This is a genomic window from Erwinia sp. AK-PDG3-5 (assembly GCF_056821705.1).
Map to the genome: position 1 here is coordinate 330,905 of NZ_CM165967.1, position 19,545 is coordinate 350,449.

Sequence of the window (19,545 nt, forward strand, 5' to 3'; positions counted from 1 at the left end):
GCCGAAATAAAGTCAACGCAAAGGCCAAACGGCATCATCAAAAAATGCGTTAAATCACAGATTTAAATGAGGTGAAGTCCATCATTTTGCAGCAAACAGAATGGAATCATTGGCTTAGCCTTACTGGCTGAATGCGCGCTTTGCACTATGATGAAAAACACTTCACGCGCAAGGAAAGGGATGCAGGCATGCCTGACAAAAACAGCTGGAAAGGGCCCACCATCGCCGAAATAGCCAAAGAGGCCGGGATCAGTATGGCCACCGTCGATCGGGTGCTGAACGGGCGCGCGGGCGTGCGTGACGTGACGCGAAAAAAGGTCAAACTGGCGATAAAACGACTGGGTGGCAACTGGGATGAGAGCGGCGTGACCGGGCAGCAGCGGCGTATCGCCTTTATCTGCGAGTCCGGCACCAGTTTTATCAGCCTGGTGGAACAGGAAGCCCGGCGTTATATCGCGGCTCATCCTGAAATCGCTTTCAGTTTTGACAGCGTGGCGAATGTGCAGGTGAACACCGAGCGCTTCAGCCAGCTGATCGCCCGCCGGGCAGCAGAATCAGAGGCGGTGTTTCTGGTCTGCCGCGACGACGTTAAAATCAACCGCGCGGTACGTGAGGCGATCGATAACGGCGTCCACGTCATCTGCCTGACCAGCGATCTGCCCAATTCGCGGCGTACCGCCTATGTCGGCCTCGACCAAATCAGCACCGGCTCCACCGCTGGCTGGCTGATGGGCCGGATGCTGCCGAAACAGCCCGGCAATATCCTGCTGATCTTCAGCTCAACCTATCGCACCCAGGAAGAGCGGGAAGTGGGATTCCGCCGGGCGTTACGGCTGGAGTTTCCGCATCTGACGGTGGTGGAAAGAGTGAATATCAACGATGAATCGGAAAGTTCATACCAAAGCGTGAAAAAGTTTCTGGCAGACAATCCGCCAATGGCCGGCATTTATAATATGGCGGGTGGTAATCGCGGCGTCGCGCGTGCCTTGACGGAAAAGGGGCTGGCTAACGAGGTGGTGTTTATTGGGCATGAGCTGAGTGACTACACCCGCAGCCTGCTGGAAACCGGGGAAATGGATATCGTACTGGGCCATGATATTCAACGGGAAATCGAGCTAGGTGTTGAGGTTATCGACCGTTTACGGACCGGTGAGAGTATTCAGAGCATAAACACCCCTTTGCTGATTTATACCAAGTATGCGCATTTTTGATCCCTGACGGCGCAAAATACAGCAGGACATGCGCGCCGCGCCGTTGCTATGCTGCGATAAGCCTCTTAAATCCAGGACATCCCCACGATGAAGATGAGTGATATTCCGTTTGGCACCACGGCATGGTCCGCACTGGCCACCACTGAACACCCTGGCGAAACCGGCATAGCGCTGTGGCGTACCCAGCATTTCGGCGAAATTCGCGTCAGAATGGTCGAATACACTGCCGGATATCTGGCCGATCACTGGTGTTCCAAAGGGCATATTCTGCTGTGTCTGTCCGGCGAGCTGCACACCGAACTCGACGATGGACGGGTCTTCACCCTGACGGCGGGAATGAGCTATCAGGTCGCCGATGATGCCGAAGCGCATCGCTCCTGGACCCACACCGGCGCGCAGCTGTTTATCGTCGATTAGGCGATTGCCGGTGCAATGACGGGCCAGATCCGTGCCTGGCCCGTTAACTTCAGTCGTTAAAATAGATCTGCTTCAGCGCCACTTCCACTCCGCGCACCTCCGCTAGCCCTTTCAGACGGCCGATGGCTGAATAGCCCGGATTGGTCTTCTTATGCAGGTCATCCAGCATCTGGTGACCGTGGTCGGGACGCATCGGGATCCCGCGCGTGTTGCCCTGCTGACGGCGACGCTGCTCTTCCGCCAGAATCACCTTTACCACGCCAACCATATCCACATCGCCGCCAAGATGCGCCGCCTCGTGGAAGCTTTTCGGGTTCTCTTCGCGCAGCGTCGAACGTAAATGGGCGAAGTGAATGCGGTCGGAGAAGGTTTCCGCCATCTTCACTAAATCGTTATCTTCCCGCACGCCGTAGGAGCCGGTGCAGAAGGTGAAACCGTTATGCACGCTGTCCACGGTCTCTTTCAGCCACTGCATATCTTCCTGCGTGGAGACAATGCGCGGCAGGCCGAGGATCGGGCGCGGTGGATCGTCCGGATGCACCGCCAGCACGATGCCGGACGCTTCCGCCACCGGCACGATGGCCTGCAGAAACGCCGCCATATTTTTCCGCAGACCAGCTTTATCGATGCCGTCGTACTGCGAAAGCTGCGCCTGGAACTGCTCCAGCGTGTAGCCTTCTTCCGCACCGGGCAGCCCGGCAATAATGTTGCGGGTCAGGGTCTCGATGGCGTCCGGCGTCATGGCATTGAAGTAGTCAGCGGCGGCTTGCTGCTCCTGCGCGTCGTAATCCTGGCTGGCGTTCGGCCGCTGTAAAATATGCAGTTCGAAGGCGGCAAAGGCGATATGGTCGAAGCGCAGCGCTTTGGCGCCATCCGGCAGGGTCCAGGCCAGATCGGTACGCGTCCAGTCGAGGACCGGCATAAAGTTGTAGCAGACGGTATCAATGCCACAGCGACCAAGATTGCGGATCGACTGCTGATAGTTGGCGATGTAATGCTGATAATCACCGCGCTGGGTTTTGATCGATTCATGGATGGGTATGCTTTCCACCACCGACCACACCAGCCCTTTTTCCGCCAGCAGTGCCTGGCGAGCCTGAATCTCTTCTACCGGCCAGACCTCGCCATTCGGAATGTGATGCAGGGCGGTGACGATGCCGGTTGCTCCCGCCTGGCGGGCATCGTCCAGCGAAACGGGATCGTTTGGGCCATACCAGCGCCATGTGTGTTCCATGCAGAGCTCCTTAAATACGCAGGAAAAAACCGGTTACGGCCCAGTGGTCAGGCGGATGGACCAAGGATAAAACGCAACGGCAGTGGAGTGCCGTGATCCGGATCGCAGCGCGCTGAGTGGCATATCCAGCACGTCTACGATCGGCTTTTTAGCGGACAGTGATTGGATTGGTGGCGGGTTCAGCCGCCACCGTTGAGGCCGGAACGCCGCTTATTCGCTCGCCGACTTTCTTCGGGTCAGCGCCTTTTTCTCTTTCGGTCTGCCATTCCCCAGCAGAATCGCCAGCTTGTTGCCGCCCGGCGTGGTTTCCATCAGGATTTTACACACGCTGGTCAGCGGCACGGACAGCAGCATACCCACCGGCCCCAGCAGCCAGCCCCAGAAAATCAACGACAGAAACACCACGAGGCTGGAGAGTCCCAGCCCTTTGCCCATCACGCGCGGCTCCAGCATATTGCCAAATACCATATGAATGGCGGTGAACAGCACCGCGACCATCGCGGCATCAAACACCGTATTCAGCAGCAGCGCCTGGATCAGCGGCGGAATGCCGGCAATGATTGGGCCGATATTGGGAATAAAGTTCAGTACAAAGGCGACGACGCCCCACAGCAGTGAAAACTTCACCCCCAGCAGAAACAGCGACAGCCAGACGGCGGCCCCGGTAATCAGACTGATCAGCGTTTTCAGCGCCAGATAATGGGTGACGCCTTTCAGCGCCTTATGCAAACCGGCAATGCGGATTTTCGGGTTCACCAACGCGAAACGCAGCTTGTAGGGCAGGTGATGCACCTCAAACAGCATAAACACCACGGTCATCAGCAGCAGCACCACATTGGTCATCGCCCCGGAGAACTGGCTCAGTACCGTGGTGGCGACGTTCATCAACGAATTCGGATCCAGCCGCTCGGCCATACGTTCGGTGGAGAGGTTGATATGGAAGGTGGCGGCAAAGTGCTGCACGATGCCCAGCTTATGCTCCATCTGCGCGCGGATTTGCGGGTAGATGTCGCTGAATTCATTGACCGATCCGGCCACCATCGCCACCAGCAGGCCAATAACAATCAGCACGCCCAGCATTACCAGGCTGATGGCCAGGCCCCGCCTGACGCCTTTGCGCATCAAATAGGTGACCAGCGGGTTCAACACAATGGCCAGAAACAGCGCCATTAAAAACGGCACCAGAATCTCTGATGCCGCTTTGATACCCGCCAGAATCACAATCAGCGTGGCCATTTTCAACAGCATATTCTGCCCGATCTTTTCCTGCTGCAGTTCGCTCATTCCCTCTCCAGTTCAACCTCAGATGCGTAAGTTTAACGCCTCTGAACAGTGCCAGGATGCTTTTAGGAAAGATCGGAGGCTTTTCCCTGTTTTTGCAGCAGCGCCAGCGCCGCCAGCATCAGCAGCAAACTCACCGTCATCGCAATACTGGCCATCGCCATTCCCTGACCGACCGAGCCCTGTTCAAACTGCCGCCAGATAAACACCGCCACCGTTTGCGTACCGGCGGGTGCCAGCAGCAGCGAGGTCACCAGCTCGCGGGAGGCGATGGCAAACACCATCAGCATCGCCGCCAGCAGGCTGGGAAACACCAGCGGCAGAATAATATGGCGCAGCGCCTGCAGCGAGCTGGCCCCGTGCACGCGGGCGGCGGGTTCCAGATTGCCGCCAATCTGTTTTAGCGCGCTGCCGACATAGCGCACCGGCCACGGCAGCAGAATGCAGCAGTACGACAGCAGTAAGATCGCCCAGCTGTTGTAAGGCGAAACCGGCCAGAACGATCGGTTCCACAGCAGGATTAACCCCACGCCAACCACCACGCCCGGGATGGCGGCAGGCAGCAACGACAGGGCATCGATTATTTTCGCGCCACGCATTTTGCCCTCCACCACCAGCCAGGCTGCCAGAAAACCCAGCACGCCGGTAATGGCGGCGGCACCCAGCGCCAGCGCCACGCTGGTGGAGAGGGCCGATAACGCTTCGCTTTGCTGCGCGAACAGCGCGACAAAATGGCGATCGGTGAGGTTAGCCAGGTGCAGCCCGCCGGACAGCGTCGACATCAGCGCGGTGACGTAAAGCGAGCAGAGCGGCATTGCCACCACCACCACTGAAACCAGGGTAAACAGCGCCATCACCGGGATTTTCCACACACCCAGCAGAACCGGGCTGCTCTGCGCCGGTTTGCCGGTAATGCTGGTCACTTGTTTATTGCCGGTCAGCGGCTTTTGCAGCGCGAAGGCCGCCAGGGCGATCAGCACCAGCATCACCGAAAGCAACGACGACCCGGGCAAATCAATTGGCCAGTCCGCCAGCCGCTGTTCTATGCCAACGGTCAACATCACCACACCCGCACGCGGGCCCAGTGCTGCCGGTACGCCGAACTCCTCAATCGCCAGGGTAAAGGCCAGCAACACCCCCGCCGCCAGTGCGGGCAGCGCCATCGGCAGGGAAACATGCCAGAATGCCCGCCAGGCGGATGCGCCATGTATCCGGGCGACCATTGCCAGCCGCTGACCGCTCGCCAGCATGCTGCGCGACACGGCAAAGTACACCACCGGGAAAATGTTCAGCGTCATGATCACCATGATGCCGGTCTGGCTGAAGAGCAGAGTGTTGAGGTTCGGCCCGCCCAGCTGCATCAGGTAGCCATTTTGTTGCAGCGCCAGCATCCAGCTGAGTGCGGCGATATAGGGTGGGGTCAGGAACGGGATCAGCATCAGCAAATCCCACACGCGGGCCAGCGGCAGATGAAACAGCCCGCGCAGCGTACCGAGCGGAATTCCCAGCAGCGCGCTGAACAGCGCCACACCAACGCCGGTTTTCAACGTGCCCAACAGTAATGTCGGCAGTTCAGGATCCGTTAACAACGCCGGGAGAGTCGAAAACGCCCCGGCCAGCGATCCTTCGCTGAGCGCCGGGAACAGCGCCTGCAGCAGAATAAATAACAGCGGCAGCGCCACCAAAATAATTAAAAGTGCCACGGTCAGCAGTGGCATCAGGCGCAGTTTCACAGGCAGATTTCCAGTGCGTAAGGTCGCGTTATTGCTGTGCAAATACGTTGCCGAAGCGCTGAAGCACCGCCGCGCGGTCACTTTTCGCCTCGCTCTTCGCTGGCAGGATTTTAAGATCGTTCAGCAGCGGGCGTTTCGCGCCAATATCTGCACGGGCTGGCATCAACCACGCACCCGCCACTAATGCCTGGCCTTCCGGTGACAGCACATAATCGATAAAGGCTTTGGCATCTGCCGCATGCTGCGTTGATTTAAGGATCATCATCGGACGCGGTGCGACCACCGTGCCGCTTTCCGGGAAGATCACTTTGATCGCTTCACCATCCTGAATGCTGCCATAAGAGACATAATCCACCGCGCCAAAGACCGCCGCTTTCGCCCCCTGTAAAACCGGCGTCAGCGCCTGCGCATTCGGGCCACTGATCACCATGCCGTTGGCTTTCAGCTTATCGAACAGCTGCCAGGCACCGTCTCCCATGCCGTTTTGCAGGCCAATCAACAGATCCAGTGAGGCGCCAGACATCGACGGATCCGGCGTGGTCACCTTGTCCTTAAACGCGGGCGTAGTGAGGTCGGCCCACTCTTTCGGTTCCGGCGTGCCGCTTTTGGTATTCCAGACGATGCCCAGTGCGGAAATACCCTGCGCCACATAAGCATCGCTCTTCAGCGCATCCGGCACCTTAGCCGCGTTGGCGCTTTGATAAGGCAGCAGCCAGCCGCGATGCTGCAGATCTTCTGCCGTATCCCAGGAGGCGGAAATCAGCACGTCTGCCAGCGGATTAGCCTGCTCGGCTTCCAGTCGGGCCATCACCTTGCCGGTGGTGGCCTGGAAAATATTCACTTTTACGCCGGTCTGCTTCTCATAACCGGCGGCAAGTTTTTTGGCCAGTGAGCCAGGTCCGGCGGTATACACCGTCAGCGCGCTGGCATCATTGATCATCATGGCGGAGGTGAAGATCATCGCGACGATGGCTCCTGTTTTTTTAGTCAAAATGGATTTCATGCTAATTCCCCAGAGTATGGCGTGACGGCCTGAATGGACGTCACGGAACCGTGTGACAGGTGAACAATGCGGTTGGCGAGCACGTCGGCCTCGTTGCGATCGTGGGTGACATATACCGCAGTGGTGCCCAGCTGGCTTAGCAGGCTGCTCATCTCACGGCATAAAGATTCACGCAGATCGCGATCAAGGTTCGAGAGCGGTTCGTCAAACAACAGAATGCCGGGCTCGGCGATGATGGCGCGTGCCAGCGCCACGCGCTGTTGCTGGCCACCTGACAGATCCCCAGGGCGACGCAGGGCGAAGTTGGCCAGGCCAACGCGCTCAAGGGCAATCATGGTTTTCTTCAGCCGTTCGGCGGTCGCCACCTTGCGCATCAACAACGGGAAGCCGACGTTCTGCGCCACCGTCATATGCGGCCACAGCGCGTAGTCCTGAAACACCATGCCGATATCACGCTGTTCCGGGGGAAGCGCACTTCGCGGGCTGGCAATCAGCCGGTCACCAAAGTGGATTTCGCCCTGCTGCGGTTGCAGCAGACCGGCCAGCAGTTTCAGCAGCGTGCTTTTGCCACAGCCGGACGGGCCCAGCAGCGCCACGGTGGTGCCGGCTTCAACCGTCAGGTCGAGCTGTTGCAGGACGCGCTGATCGCCAAAGGCATATTGAATGCCCTTCAGCACAATGCGGATCGGAGTGCGCGTCATAAGGCGGCCTCGGTAATGAACAGGCATCGCCCACAGACCGTCAGCCGTGACCGACGGTTCGCGCTCTCCTGGGGGAAAATCAGGGGAGCTAACATATTTTTTATCCTCTTTGGGACTTCATTAAGGCGGCAGTATAGGAGCGCTATGTGACGGATTTATGGCGGAAATGGTGACCATCCTGTAAACGGGGGATGACAGGCAGGGGGGAAATCAAGGTATAGTGACCTCTCGTGTTGTTGTTAACAGAGTCCCGATCCCCATGCCTGATCAACCCGCGCTGGAGCCTGCTCAAAGCGGTTTACGCTTGAATCTGCGCATCATTTCCGTGGTGATTTTCAATTTTGCCAGCTACCTGACTATTGGCTTGCCGCTGGCGGTTCTGCCGGGTTACGTCCATGACGTGATGGGCTACAGCGCCTTCTGGGCGGGGCTGGTGGTCAGCCTGCAATACTTCGCCACCCTGCTCAGTCGTCCGCATGCCGGCCGCTATGCCGATCTGTGGGGGCCCAAAAAGGTGGTGGTGTTTGGCCTGTGCGGCGCGCTGCTGAGTGGCATCTGCTATGCGCTGGCGGCGGTGGAAAGCGCGCTGCCGGTGGTAAGCCTGATGATGCTCTGCCTGGGGCGAGTGATCTTAGGCGTCGGGCAAAGCTTCGCCGGCACCGGCTCCACGCTGTGGGGCGTGGGCGTGGTGGGTTCGTTGCATATTGGTCGGGTCATCTCGTGGAACGGTATTTTCACCTACGGTGCCATGGCGATTGGCGCACCGCTGGGCGTGGGCATTTATCAGTGGGGCGGCCTGCTGCTGCTGGCGGGGATCATCATCGCTATCGCCCTGATCGCCATTCTGTTTGCGCTACCCAGGCCTAACGTCACCAGCAGCAAAGGCAAGCCGCTGCCGTTCCGCGCCGTATTGGGCAAGATCTGGGGTTATGGCGTGATCCTGGCGTTGGGTTCAGCCGGGTTTGGGGTGATCGCCACCTTTATCACCCTGTTTTATCAGGATAAGGGGTGGGATGGCGCAGCCTGGGCGCTGACCCTGTTCAGCGGGGCATTTGTCGGTACGCGTCTGCTGTTTCCTAATGCCATTAATCGCCATGGTGGGCTGGCCGTCGCGCTGGTTTGCTTCGCGGTGGAAGCGGTGGGGCTGTTTCTGGTATGGGGATCGGTCGATCCGTGGATGGCAAAGCTGGGCGCGTTCTTCACCGGTGCCGGTTTCTCGCTGGTGTTCCCGGCCGTTGGCGTGGTGGCGGTGAAAGCCGTTCCGCCACAAAATCAGGGCAGCGCGCTGGCCGCCTACACCACCTTTATGGACCTGTCATTGGGCATTACCGGGCCGCTGGCCGGGTTTGCCATGAGCTATCTCGGCGTGCCGGTGATCTACCTGATCAGCGCGTTGCTGGTTTGCGTGGCGATCCTGCTGACGATTCGACTGAAACGGGTGTTGAAGGGGCAAAAAGAGGCGCTGGTCGAGATGTCCTGAGCCCGGCTGGACGCCTGCGGGCACGCGGGTAACAGCAAAAAAATAGCGGCAGTTCGACAGCTGCCGCCAAAGTGACACAGATAAGGGTGGGGGCGTTTCCCCCGGCATTAATCCTGCAAGATTTCGATACTACGACGGATTTCACGCTCAATATCCGCCGCTTTCCAGCTGTCCATCACCGAGGAGAACGGCTCGAAAGCATAAATTCCCCGGTAGCCCAACTGCTCAAGACGCTGCACCTGAGCGGCAGTTTTCAGCACATCCCCCTCGGTCAGCATAATGCGCTCTTCATCGGTCAGTTCGCTGGTCGGACGGCCATCTTCCACGCCGGACAGATGCACCAGGCCAATCGCGTTGATATCCACCCCGCTGGCAAACTCTTCTTCTGCCTTCTCATAAAGGAAATGGTGGAAGGTATCCAGCACCAGGCGGAACGGCACCTTGGCATCCCGGATCAACGCCTGCGCCTGTTGCGCCGAGCGCAGCGAACTTACCGGGAAGCCCAGCGGCTCAATCAGCCCTTCAATGCCATACTGAGCAAACAGCGGACCAAGTTTTTGCAGCGCCTCAAGCGTCTGCTGTTCGGAAACCGGCGTGCCATCGTTCAGCGGGCAAAGCACCAGCGCTTTTGCGCCAACGCCCTGCGCATCTTTCAGTAAGCTTTCCGCTTTCGCCATCAGCGCATCGTCAGCCTGATTGAACGGGTAGACCGCATTGATGGTGACAATTTCCAGATCGTAACGCTGCGCCAGCGCTTTCACTTCGGCATGGCTCAGATTGTCGGTGACGCTACCGCCACGCATATCGTTACGCAGTTCAACTTTATGCAGCCCAAGCTTATTCACCAGTTGGAAAAACTGTTCGATGCTGAGGCCGGGGGCAATCTTACGGTTAATACAGAAACGGGTAGGGTCAATCGCCATGGTACTGCTCCTGCAAGCAAGGTAGAGAGGATCAGAAGAGGCCCTTTTTTGTGCAGAAGGAGGATGGCCTCAGGTTATGGTCTATAAAAGAACATTTATTTCATGTTTGGTGAATTATGAAATTTAAATTTTTGGATCGCTCTCGCAAAATTTCGTTTTTTTCGACCTAAAGCCGCAACGAGAGGGAGGAAATGTGAGCCCTGTCGCAGGCGAAATTGGCAATTAATTGTCTGACGCTGACATGCCCATGAGCCGCGCCATTGTTAAGTTTAAGCTGAATTTCGCCGGCGGCCGGTAGCAATCGGCGCTGGCAACCGCTCAGCGGGTAAAAATGCGATCCAGGCCGCTAAAAATGAATTTTCTAAAGTGAAATATTTGAAAAATTTATTCCAATATAATACTGTCCTTGCACGCATTCGGGATTTGTCCGGTCAGGTTGCCAGCGGCTAAACGCGGCAGCCCGCAGGGAATACTCACATCAAAGAGGCCAGAACATGACTATCGTAGGCAATTTTATTGGCGGAAAAACGTCTCAGAGCGCCAGCAATGAAACCATCCCAATTTACGATCCGGCTACCGGCAAACCGGTGCGCGAACTGACGCAAAGCACCGCCGATGAGGTGACTCACGCCATCGAAGTGGCGCATAACGCCTTTGAAGACTGGTCACGCACCTCGCCTCTGCGTCGTGCGCGCGTGATGTTCAACTTTAAAGCTCTGATGGAACAACACCGCGAAGAGCTGGCTGAGCTGATCGTCAGCGAACACGGTAAAGTCTGGTCAGATGCGCTGGGTGAACTGACGCGCGGCCTGGAAGTGGTCGAATTTGCCTGCGGTATCCCGCATCTGATTAAAGGCGAAAACTCTGCCGACGTGGCAACCGGCGTGGACAGCTATTCGCTGATGCAGCCGCTGGGCGTGGTGGCCGGGATTACCCCGTTCAACTTCCCGGCGATGGTGCCACTGTGGATGTTCCCCATCGCGTTGGCGTGCGGTAATACCTTCGTCCTCAAGCCACCGGCGCTGGATCCTTCTGCATCGGTGCGTATGGCAGAACTGCTGACCGAAGCCGGCCTGCCGGATGGCGTCTTTAACGTGGTCCACTGCTCGAATGAAGATGCTGAGCAGCTGTATAAAGATCCCCGCGTGCAGGCGGTGAGCTTCGTCGGTTCTTCTGGCGTGGCAGAACATATCTATAAAACCGCCAGTGCCCATGGCAAGCGTGTGCAGGCGTTTGGTGCAGCTAAAAACCACGCCATCGTGATGCCGGATGCCGACCTGGAAGCAACCGTCAATGCCATCATGGGCGGCGCGTTCGGTTCAGCGGGCGAACGCTGCATGGCGCTGCCGGTTGTCGTGGCAGTGGGTGATGACACCGCAGACAAACTGATTGCTGCGCTGACCCCGCTGGTGAAAGCCCTGCGCGTGGGCCCGGGTATTCAGAAAGGCAGTGAAGAGAATGAGATGGGGCCGGTGGTTTCCGCTGCGCACCAGAAGAAAGTGCTGGGCTACATCGATAAAGGTGAGCAGGAAGGCGCGAAGCTGGTGGTCGACGGCCGCAACTTCCAGGTGGAAGGCTACAACGAAGGTTACTACGTGGGCGGTACGCTGTTCGACAACGTGACTTCCGATATGGTGATCTGGCGCGAAGAGATCTTTGGACCGGTGCTGAGCATCATGCGTGCGCCGGATTACGCCAGCGCGTTGAAGCTGGTTAACAGCCACGAGTTTGGTAACGGTAGCGCCATCTTCACCAGCAATGGCCACACCGGCCGTGACTTTGTGCGTGAAGTGCAGGCCGGTATGGTCGGCGTGAACGTGCCGGTGCCGGTACCGATGGCCTTCCACAGCTTTGGTGGCTGGAAGCGTTCGGTGTTTGGCGCGCTGAACGTGCATGGGCCAGACGGCGTGCGCTTCTACACCCGAATGAAAACGGCGACCGTGCGCTGGCCGAGCGGTCAGAAAACCGTTTCAGAGTTCAGCATGCCGACGCTGGGATAATTCATACATTCCAAAACCTCTGGCGCGGCTGCAAGGCGCCAGAGGAAAATAAGGAGAATTGAATGTCATTGTTGTCCAAAGTACAAAAACCGGATGCGCAAGGGCGCATTCAGCATGTGACGCCGGAGAGCGTGGGCTGGCGTTACGTTGGCTTTGATGCCTATCAGCTGAAAAAGGGGCAGACCCTGCAGCTGGAGAGTGGCGATAAAGAGCTGTGCCTGGTGCTGGTTGCCGGCCTGGCGTCGGTGAAGACGCTGCACGCTGAATTCCCCGGCATCGGTAAGCGGATGTCGCCGTTTGAACGCACGCCACCTTACTCGGTGTATGTGCCGAACAATGACAAAGTGGAAGTCTATGCGGATTCCGACCTTGAGCTGGCGGTCTGTAATGCGCCGGGCAAGGGGTCATTACCTGCCCGACTGATTTCACCGGCGGACGTCGGCGTGGAGCAGCGTGGCAAGGGGCGTAACAAGCGTCTGGTTCACAATATTCTGCCTGATGATAAGCCAGCGGACAGCTTGCTGGTGGTGGAAGTGTATACCAACGAAGGTGACACCAGCTCCTATCCGAGCCACAAGCACGATCAGGAAAACTCAGAAAACGAAACCTATCTGGAAGAGACCTATTACCATCGGTTTAACCCGGAGCAGGGCTTTGCTATGCAGCGCGTCTATACCGACGATCGCTCGCTGGATGAGTGCATGGCGGCCTATAACCGCGATGTGGTCACGGTGCCGCGCGGGTATCACCCGGTCGCCACCCTTGCCGGTTATGACAATTACTATCTGAACGTGATGGCCGGGCCGGTTCGACTGTGGAAATTTACCTGGGAGAAGGATCACGCCTGGGTGAACAGCGATGCGTATCCGGTCGAAAAGTAGAACGGGATGCGACAAAAAAACGGGTGGAATTTTCCACCCGTTTTTTTATGCCTTATCGGCGTTGTTCAGCGCCAGTGAAACGGCCAGCGTCTGGGCCAGGCATAGCGATGCCACCTGCGAACGGAAGCCATCAACCTGCGCTTCACGCACCACAAAACAGACGTCGCTGAAGGCAGCCAGCGGGCTGACCTGGCTGTCGGTGATCGCAATCAGATGCGCCCCACGTTTGGCCCCTAGCTCAACCAGTTCCACCGCTTCACGCGCATACGGTGAATAGCTGATGGCAATCACCACATCCTTCGGATTCACCATGCTGAGCTGCTCGGTAAACATCCCGCCCAGGCCGTCAATCAGGAAGGCACGGCGTTCCAGATGGCGCAGTGCATAGGTCAGATAGGACGCCACGCTGAACGAACGGCGCAGGCCAATCACGTAGATGTTCTCTGCCTGATGCAGCATCTCAACCGCTTTATCCAACTGCTCGGGATTGGTCTGCATCGCCAGCTGTTGCAGCGCCTGTGAATTCACCATGGTGAACACATTCAGGATTTCAGCCGGGTTCTCGGGTGGAGCAGCCGTTTCATCGGTCGAGGTCTGGCGGAACAGCCGCGCGCGCTCGGTGTAGTTCACCGTCTCTTCCATCAGGTGCTGACGGAAAACCTGTTTCATTTCGTTGAAGCCGCTAAAGCCAAAGGCATTCGAGAAGCGGATCAGGGTAGAAGGCGGTACGTCTGCCTGCTGGGCAATCGAGGCCACGGTGTCAAAGGCAATGCTGTTGCTGTTGTCCAGAATATAACGAGCCACCTGTTTCAGGCGCTTACTCAGGGTGTCGTAGCGACGGCGGATGTCGTCCTGCAACAGGGAAAGCTGCGTTGGGTTGTTGGTCATTACTTCGGCTCGCTAAATAAAATACGTCGTTTCTTTTGTCCGATATTCTACCAGATGAACAAAAAATTTCACTTTCTAACGGATTTCAGGGGATCTATTTCATCGGGATATGAATGGAATCACAGATTCTGGCTGAAAAGAGAGCAGAAAGGAGGGGGGATTCGTTCGCGAAGAGAAATAAGGGCAGTGAGAAGGGCGTGATGTGAAGGTTGAAAGGGCAGGACAGCAAGGTTAAAAGGGCATGAACGGGTGACTGTTCAGCGGCCGCTGGCATTGCCAACAGCCGAGCCTGTCGCGTTCCTGCCCTGGTTAATGGATTACTTCGCTGGCCGCACTTCGCGCCAGTAGTTGATCAACTGATGGTAGTTGCTTTTCACCTGGGCGATCAGCGCGTCATCATCCAGCTCCCCTTGCAGCCACTGGCGTGAAGGCTGGCCGAAGATGGTGCGGCCGACGGCAAATCCTTTCACCCACGGTGCTTTGGCGGCGTCAGCGAAACCGGCTTTCAGCTTCTCTTCCGGCGCATCAAGGCCGAGGATCAGAATGCCGCGACAGTTCGGGTCTTCCCGCTCAATCAGGCCACTGATTGCCTGCCAGCTTTCCAGTTTCAGCGGCGGCAGTTTCCACCAGTCCGGCTGAATACCCATCGAGTAGAAGTGGGTCAGGATGTCGAGGTAGTAAGACTCTTTCTTGTCCGGATTGCCCTCCGGCAGGATCACTTCCAGCAACAGCTCGTGGCCGGTTTTGTTACAGCCGTTCCACACGTCCATCACCAGCTCATCCTGCTCTTTACGCAGTTCGGCGCTGTCATGCGGGTGGTAGAACACCAGGCATTTCACCACGTGTTCCTGCGGCCAGTCGACCAGCTGGGAACCGATGTTGCCGTGTTCCAGGCGCAGCGGACGGGAGCTGGGTAACTCAATCGGGCGACCAATCCACCAGCCTTTACCGGTAATGGCGTTCAGCGCCGGCTGTCCGAAGGTGGTGTCAGCGAGGATACCGCTGCGGCCATCCAGCCCGGCTTCACCGGCGGCTTCTTCTGCCGCACGCAGCAGCAGCAGCTTCAGTTCAGGCAGGCGTGAGGTGTCGACGCCCGCTTCATTGGCCATATCCACCAGCTGTTTACGGTGGTCGAAGGCAAAGACACACAGCTCTGGCCACTGTTGCTTGCGGGTGGTGACGCGGTGCAGGTGATTCAGGCGGCTGTCGAGATCCGGACGCTTAACGTCCTTATCGCGGCTGAGGAAATCATCCAGTTCGGCTTTGGTTGGCATCGCTGGCGCGCAGCCATGGCGTGACACCACCAGGGCGCCGCAGGCATTGGCATAGCGGCAGGCCTGCTCCCAGCTTTCGCCATTCAACCAGCCGCGCAGCAGGCCAGACATAAAGGCATCGCCCGCGCCCAGCACGTTCAGCACTTCCACGCGCACGCCGCTTTGTAATTTGGTCTGTTCCCAGCTGTCCGGGATCTCGCCTTCCAGCACCACGCAGCCCATCGGACCACGTTTGCAGACCAGCGTGGCTTTGGTCGCCTGACGAACGTTTTTCAATGCGGTCAGGGTATCGGTGCTGCCGCCGGCAATATGAAACTCTTCTTCCGTTCCGACCACCAGATCGAAATAGTGCAGCACTTCCTGCAGCTGTTGCGTGACGTGCTCGGATTCCACAAAGCGGGTTTCACCGTCGCCGAGCGAGGTCAGTCCCCACAGCACCGGACGGTAATCAATATCCAGCGCGGTGCGTAAGCCGTTCTGACGGGCAATTTCCAGCGCCTTTAATACCGCCGCGCGGGTTTGAGGATGCGACAGGTGTGTGCCGGTGACCGCCACCGCACGGGAAGAGGTGATGTACTCTTCACTGATATCTTCCGGGATCAGTCCCATATCGGCGCAGTTATCGCGGTAGAACACCAGCGGGAAGGTGTCCTGATCCTTAATTCCGAGGATCACCAGGCCAGTCAGCCGGGTTTTATCAGTGATCAGACATTCGGTATCGGCACCCACGCGCTGCAGCTCTTCGCGCAGAAAACGGCCCATATGTTCATCGCCCACGCGGGCCAGCATGCCGGATTTCAGCCCCTGGATCGCCGTGCCGTACGCCACGTTACCCGACGAACCGCCGAGATATTTTGAAAACGTACTCATATCTTCAAGGCGGGCGCCAATTTGCTGGCCATAGAGGTCAACGGCAATGCGCCCGATACAAATCACATCAAGCCGTTTCTGTTGTGTACTCATACCTGTTGTTTCCTTCTCTGATAAGCCGACTCAGCTGCGCTTTTCCAGCGGACTCGCCTGAACGTAACGTCCGGACGCCCGGATTCAATATGAAAATGAGTATGGAGAATAAAAATTTCAACTTCAACACAAAATGAAATTAATACCCCAAAAGTGTGAGGTGGATAAAACTCTGGGGAGCGTGGTTGTGGGGGATCAAAAGCGGCGGCGGGTTGTGGCGATTCAGGCGGTGTGAGCCTGCTCGCAAACTGCAAAAGCCGTTCGGGCAAAGCTCTTGAAGTGAAACGAAATATTCTTTACTGCTCAGACATCCTCTTTATTGTTCCAAATCTGACCGCGCGATCACCCCGCGTAGAGCCGTTTCATCGCATAATTTGATCTCTCTCGCAAAATGAAATGTTTCTTCTGTAATTCTGTTTGGTGAAAAAAATATTTGTTTATAATCGCCTCACGTTTCACTTTTTCAGCCTCACCGTTAAGGAAGAGCACATGGGTAAGAGTAGATTAACCACAGCACAGGCTCTGGTCAGATTCCTGGACAACCAGTATCTGTCGGTAGATGGCGTTGAAACCAAGTTCGTTAAAGGGATTTTTGCCATCTTCGGTCACGGCAATGTGCTGGGCCTCGGTCAGGCACTGGAGCAGGACAGCGGCGACCTGATGGTTATGCAGGGTCGTAACGAACAGGGTATGGCGCACGCGGCCATCGGCTTCGCCAAACAGAAACTGCGCCGTGAAATCATCGCCTGTACCTCTTCTGTCGGACCGGGTGCGGCCAATATGATCACCGCTGCGGGCACCGCATCGGCTAACCGAATTCCTCTCTTACTGTTGCCCGGCGATGTGTTTGCTACCCGCCAGCCGGACCCGGTTCTGCAGCAGATTGAACAGAGTCATGACCTCAGCATCAGCACCAATGATGCCTTCCGCGCGGTCAGCAAATACTGGGATCGCGTCAGCCGCCCGGAGCAGCTGATGACCGCCTGTATCAATGCCATGCGCGTGCTGACCGACCCGGCTGAAACCGGTGCGGTAACGATTTCTCTGCCGCAGGACGTGCAGGGCGAAGCCTATGACTACCCAGATTATTTCTTCCAGAAGCGCGTGCATCTGCTGGATCGCCGCCTGCCAACTGAAGCCCAGCTGGCAGCCGCACTGAAGATGATCGCCGGTAAGCGTAAGCCAATTATCGTCTGCGGTGGCGGGGTGAAATACTCCGAAGCCGGTGAGGCGTTGCGCCAGTTCGCCGAGCGCCATCAGATCCCCTTCGCGGAAACCCAGGCCGGTAAAGGCACCATTGTTTCTGACCATCCGCTGAACGTCGGCGGCGTGGGCGAAACCGGTTGTCTGGCGGCAAACCTGCTGGCGAAAGAGGCGGATCTGGTGATTGGCGTCGGTACCCGTTACACCGACTTCACCACCGCCTCGAAATGGATTTTCCACAATCCGGACGTCAGCTACATCAACATTAACGTCAGCAATTTTGACGCCTACAAGCTCGATGCCGTGCAGGTAGTGGCCGATGCGCGTGAAGCGTTGACCGCACTCGATGAGCGTCTGGCCGCGCAGGGCTTCACCAGTGGCTGGGGCGAGAAAATCGCCCAGGCGCAGAGCAAATTGCTGAAAGAAACGCAGCGCGTTTATCAGTCGGTTTACAGCAACGACGGCTTTGTGCCGGAAATTGATGACCATATGGATCGTGAAGCGGTCTATGCCGAGTTCAACCGCCTGACCGATTCCTTCCTCACCCAAAGCAGCGTGCTGGGGACACTGAATGAGCATCTCCCAAAGGATTCGGTGATCGTCGCCGCTGCGGGTAGCCTGCCGGGGGATCTCCAGCGCGTCTGGCGCACCAAAGATTACAACAGCTACCACGTCGAGTACGGCTACTCGTGCATGGGGTATGAAGTCAGTGCTTCGCTGGGCGTCAAGCTGGCTGAGCCGCACCGTGAGGTCTACACCATGGTCGGTGATGGCTCCTTTATGATGCTGCACTCCGAGCTGGTGACCTCCATTCAGGAAGGGGCCAAAATCAACGTGCTGCTGTTCGACAACATGACCAACGGCTGCATCAACAACCTGCAGATGGAACACGGGATGGACAGCTTCACCACCGAGTTCCGCTTCCGTAATGCGGAAGGCGGCAAGCTGAATGGCGGCTTTGTGCCGGTGGACTTCGCGGCGATTGCCGGCGGTTACGGCTGCAAAACCTATCGCGTCACTACCCTCGACCAGCTGAAGCACGCGCTGGAAGATGCCCGCAAGCAGACCGTTTCCACGCTGATTGATATCAAAGTGCTGCCGAAAACCATGGTGCACAAATACTTCAGCTGGTGGCGCGTTGGCGGGGCGCAGGTTTCCGAATCTGAACGCGTCGATGCGGTCGCCAAAATGCTCAACGAACATATCGACCAGGCACGCGAATACTGATTCGTTTTGCTTACTCTGAATTTAGTGCGGACATCTTCACTGGCTGCAAATAACGGCCAGGTTGATGCCCGCGCTCTCCCCTACATATAAAGGATATTTTATGACTCTGAAACTTGGCGTAATCGGCACCGGTGCTATTGGTCAGGAACATATTCGTCGCTGTAGCAAAGTGCTGCAGGGCGCCAAAGTGGTTGCCGTCTCGGATATCAACATCGACGGCGCGAAAGGCATTGTCAGCCGGTTAGGTCTGGACGCGGAAGTCTATGCCAACGGCCACGATGTGATCGCCTCTGCGGAAGTGGATGCGATCATCGTGACGTCCTGGGACCCAACGCATGAAGAGTTCACCCTGGCGGCAGTTGCTGCGGGTAAACCGGTGTTCTGCGAAAAGCCGCTGGCGCTGAGTGCTGAAGGTTGCCGCCGTATCGTGGATGCGGAAATCGCCCACGGCAAACGTCTTGTGCAGGTAGGCTTTATGCGTCCTTACGATGCCGGCTACCGCGCGTTGAAGAAAGTGATCACCGACGGTGACATTGGCGAGCCGCTGATGCTGCACTGTGCGCACCGTAACCCGACCGTACCGGAAAGCTACACCACCGATATGGCGATCACCAACACGCTGATCCACGAGCTGGACGTGCTGCGCTGGCTGACCGAAGACGATTACAAATCTGTGCAGGTGGTCTTCCCGCGTTCGACCAAAAACACCCATGCAAAACTGCGCGATCCGCAGATTGTGCTGTTTGAAACCCATAAGGGCACCCGCATTGACGTTGAGATTTACGTCAACTGCGCTTACGGCTACGACATCCAGTGTGAAGTGGTCGGTGAAACTGGCATCGCCAAATTACCAGAGCCGTCTTCTGTTCAGCTGCGCAAAGACGCCAGGCTGTCGAACACCATTCTGACCGACTGGAAAGACCGCTTTATTGATGCCTACGACGTTGAGCTGCAGGCCTTTATCAATGATGCCACCGCCGGAACCTTGCAGGGCCCGTCAGCATGGGATGGCTATGCCGCTTCCGTTGCCGCCGATGCCTGTTTGAAAGCGCAGGAAAGCGGCGCTATCGAGCCGGTTGAGCTGCCAGCGCGTCCAGCCTTCTACAACAAGTAGCTTCAGGGAGAT

The 19,545-nt window shown here is 57.3% G+C and carries 15 protein-coding genes; 7 read left to right on the forward strand and 8 right to left on the reverse strand.

Translation table 11 applies throughout. The annotated features are described in order from the left end of the window. Positions 1-188: 188 nt before the first annotated feature. Positions 189-1,211: a LacI family DNA-binding transcriptional regulator gene (locus AC1UKS_RS01450; protein ID WP_482435458.1), complete on the forward strand. Its 1,023-nt coding sequence runs from the start codon at positions 189-191 to the stop codon at positions 1,209-1,211. A gap of 87 nt (positions 1,212-1,298) precedes the next feature. Continuing rightward, positions 1,299-1,628 carry a DHCW motif cupin fold protein gene (locus tag AC1UKS_RS01455; protein WP_482435459.1) on the forward strand — a complete coding sequence of 110 codons (330 nt, stop codon included), beginning with the start codon at positions 1,299-1,301 and terminating at the stop codon, positions 1,626-1,628. Between the two features lie 49 nt (positions 1,629-1,677). Here the strand turns inward: AC1UKS_RS01455 and uxuA are convergent, their stop codons facing one another. The 5 genes from uxuA to AC1UKS_RS01480 form a co-directional block, all read right to left on the reverse strand. Then, positions 1,678-2,862: a mannonate dehydratase gene (gene uxuA, locus AC1UKS_RS01460; protein WP_482435461.1), complete on the reverse strand. Its 1,185-nt coding sequence runs from the start codon at positions 2,860-2,862 to the stop codon at positions 1,678-1,680. 210 nt (positions 2,863-3,072) lie between these two features. Continuing rightward, positions 3,073-4,146 (reverse strand): AI-2E family transporter, encoded by a 1,074-nt coding sequence (locus tag AC1UKS_RS01465; RefSeq protein WP_265909255.1) that lies wholly within the window; start codon positions 4,144-4,146, stop codon positions 3,073-3,075. Between the two features lie 62 nt (positions 4,147-4,208). Further along, on the reverse strand, positions 4,209-5,861 hold the full coding sequence (locus AC1UKS_RS01470) for an ABC transporter permease (RefSeq protein ID WP_482436865.1): 1,653 nt from the start codon (positions 5,859-5,861) through the stop codon (positions 4,209-4,211). Positions 5,862-5,904: 43 nt separating this feature from the next. Further along, positions 5,905-6,879 carry an ABC transporter substrate-binding protein gene (locus AC1UKS_RS01475; protein ID WP_482435462.1) on the reverse strand — a complete coding sequence of 325 codons (975 nt, stop codon included), beginning with the start codon at positions 6,877-6,879 and terminating at the stop codon, positions 5,905-5,907. After that, positions 6,876-7,580 (reverse strand): ABC transporter ATP-binding protein, encoded by a 705-nt coding sequence (locus tag AC1UKS_RS01480; RefSeq protein WP_482435463.1) that lies wholly within the window; start codon positions 7,578-7,580, stop codon positions 6,876-6,878. Before AC1UKS_RS01480 ends, AC1UKS_RS01475 begins: the two co-directional genes overlap by 4 nt. A 259-nt stretch (positions 7,581-7,839) precedes the next feature. On the opposite strand from AC1UKS_RS01480, the gene AC1UKS_RS01485 reads away from it, so the two are divergent. Then, positions 7,840-9,060: an MFS transporter gene (locus tag AC1UKS_RS01485; RefSeq protein ID WP_482435464.1), complete on the forward strand. Its 1,221-nt coding sequence runs from the start codon at positions 7,840-7,842 to the stop codon at positions 9,058-9,060. 107 nt (positions 9,061-9,167) lie between these two features. On the opposite strand, the gene AC1UKS_RS01490 is transcribed toward AC1UKS_RS01485, so the two are convergent. Further along, on the reverse strand, positions 9,168-9,983 hold the full coding sequence (locus AC1UKS_RS01490; RefSeq protein ID WP_482435466.1) for a TIM barrel protein: 816 nt from the start codon (positions 9,981-9,983) through the stop codon (positions 9,168-9,170). A gap of 494 nt (positions 9,984-10,477) precedes the next feature. Here AC1UKS_RS01490 and AC1UKS_RS01495 point away from each other — a divergent pair, with 494 nt between their 5' ends. Together AC1UKS_RS01495 and iolB are read left to right on the forward strand one after the other, a co-directional pair. Then, the gene (locus tag AC1UKS_RS01495; protein ID WP_013204271.1) at positions 10,478-11,983 is read left to right on the forward strand and encodes a CoA-acylating methylmalonate-semialdehyde dehydrogenase; all 1,506 of its coding nucleotides are present in this window, start codon (positions 10,478-10,480) and stop codon (positions 11,981-11,983) included. Positions 11,984-12,045: 62 nt separating this feature from the next. Then, positions 12,046-12,864, forward strand: a complete 819-nt coding sequence (gene iolB / locus AC1UKS_RS01500) for a 5-deoxy-glucuronate isomerase (RefSeq protein WP_265909261.1) — start codon at positions 12,046-12,048, stop codon at positions 12,862-12,864. Positions 12,865-12,909: 45 nt separating this feature from the next. On the opposite strand, the gene AC1UKS_RS01505 is transcribed toward iolB, so the two are convergent. Both AC1UKS_RS01505 and AC1UKS_RS01510 read right to left on the reverse strand, forming a co-directional pair. Continuing rightward, positions 12,910-13,752 carry a MurR/RpiR family transcriptional regulator gene (locus AC1UKS_RS01505; RefSeq protein ID WP_013204269.1) on the reverse strand — a complete coding sequence of 281 codons (843 nt, stop codon included), beginning with the start codon at positions 13,750-13,752 and terminating at the stop codon, positions 12,910-12,912. Between the two features lie 317 nt (positions 13,753-14,069). After that, positions 14,070-15,989, reverse strand: coding sequence for a bifunctional 5-dehydro-2-deoxygluconokinase/5-dehydro-2-deoxyphosphogluconate aldolase (locus AC1UKS_RS01510; protein WP_482435467.1), 1,920 nt, complete (start codon positions 15,987-15,989; stop codon positions 14,070-14,072). Positions 15,990-16,478: 489 nt separating this feature from the next. On the opposite strand from AC1UKS_RS01510, the gene iolD reads away from it, so the two are divergent. Both iolD and iolG read left to right on the forward strand, forming a co-directional pair. Beyond that, a complete protein-coding gene (gene iolD, locus AC1UKS_RS01515) occupies positions 16,479-18,419 on the forward strand; it encodes a 3D-(3,5/4)-trihydroxycyclohexane-1,2-dione acylhydrolase (decyclizing) (RefSeq protein ID WP_482435468.1) in 1,941 nt (646 codons plus the stop codon). Between the two features lie 100 nt (positions 18,420-18,519). Then, positions 18,520-19,533 (forward strand): bifunctional inositol 2-dehydrogenase/D-chiro-inositol 1-dehydrogenase, encoded by a 1,014-nt coding sequence (iolG, locus tag AC1UKS_RS01520; protein WP_482435469.1) that lies wholly within the window; start codon positions 18,520-18,522, stop codon positions 19,531-19,533. The last annotated feature ends 12 nt before the right edge of the window (positions 19,534-19,545 follow it).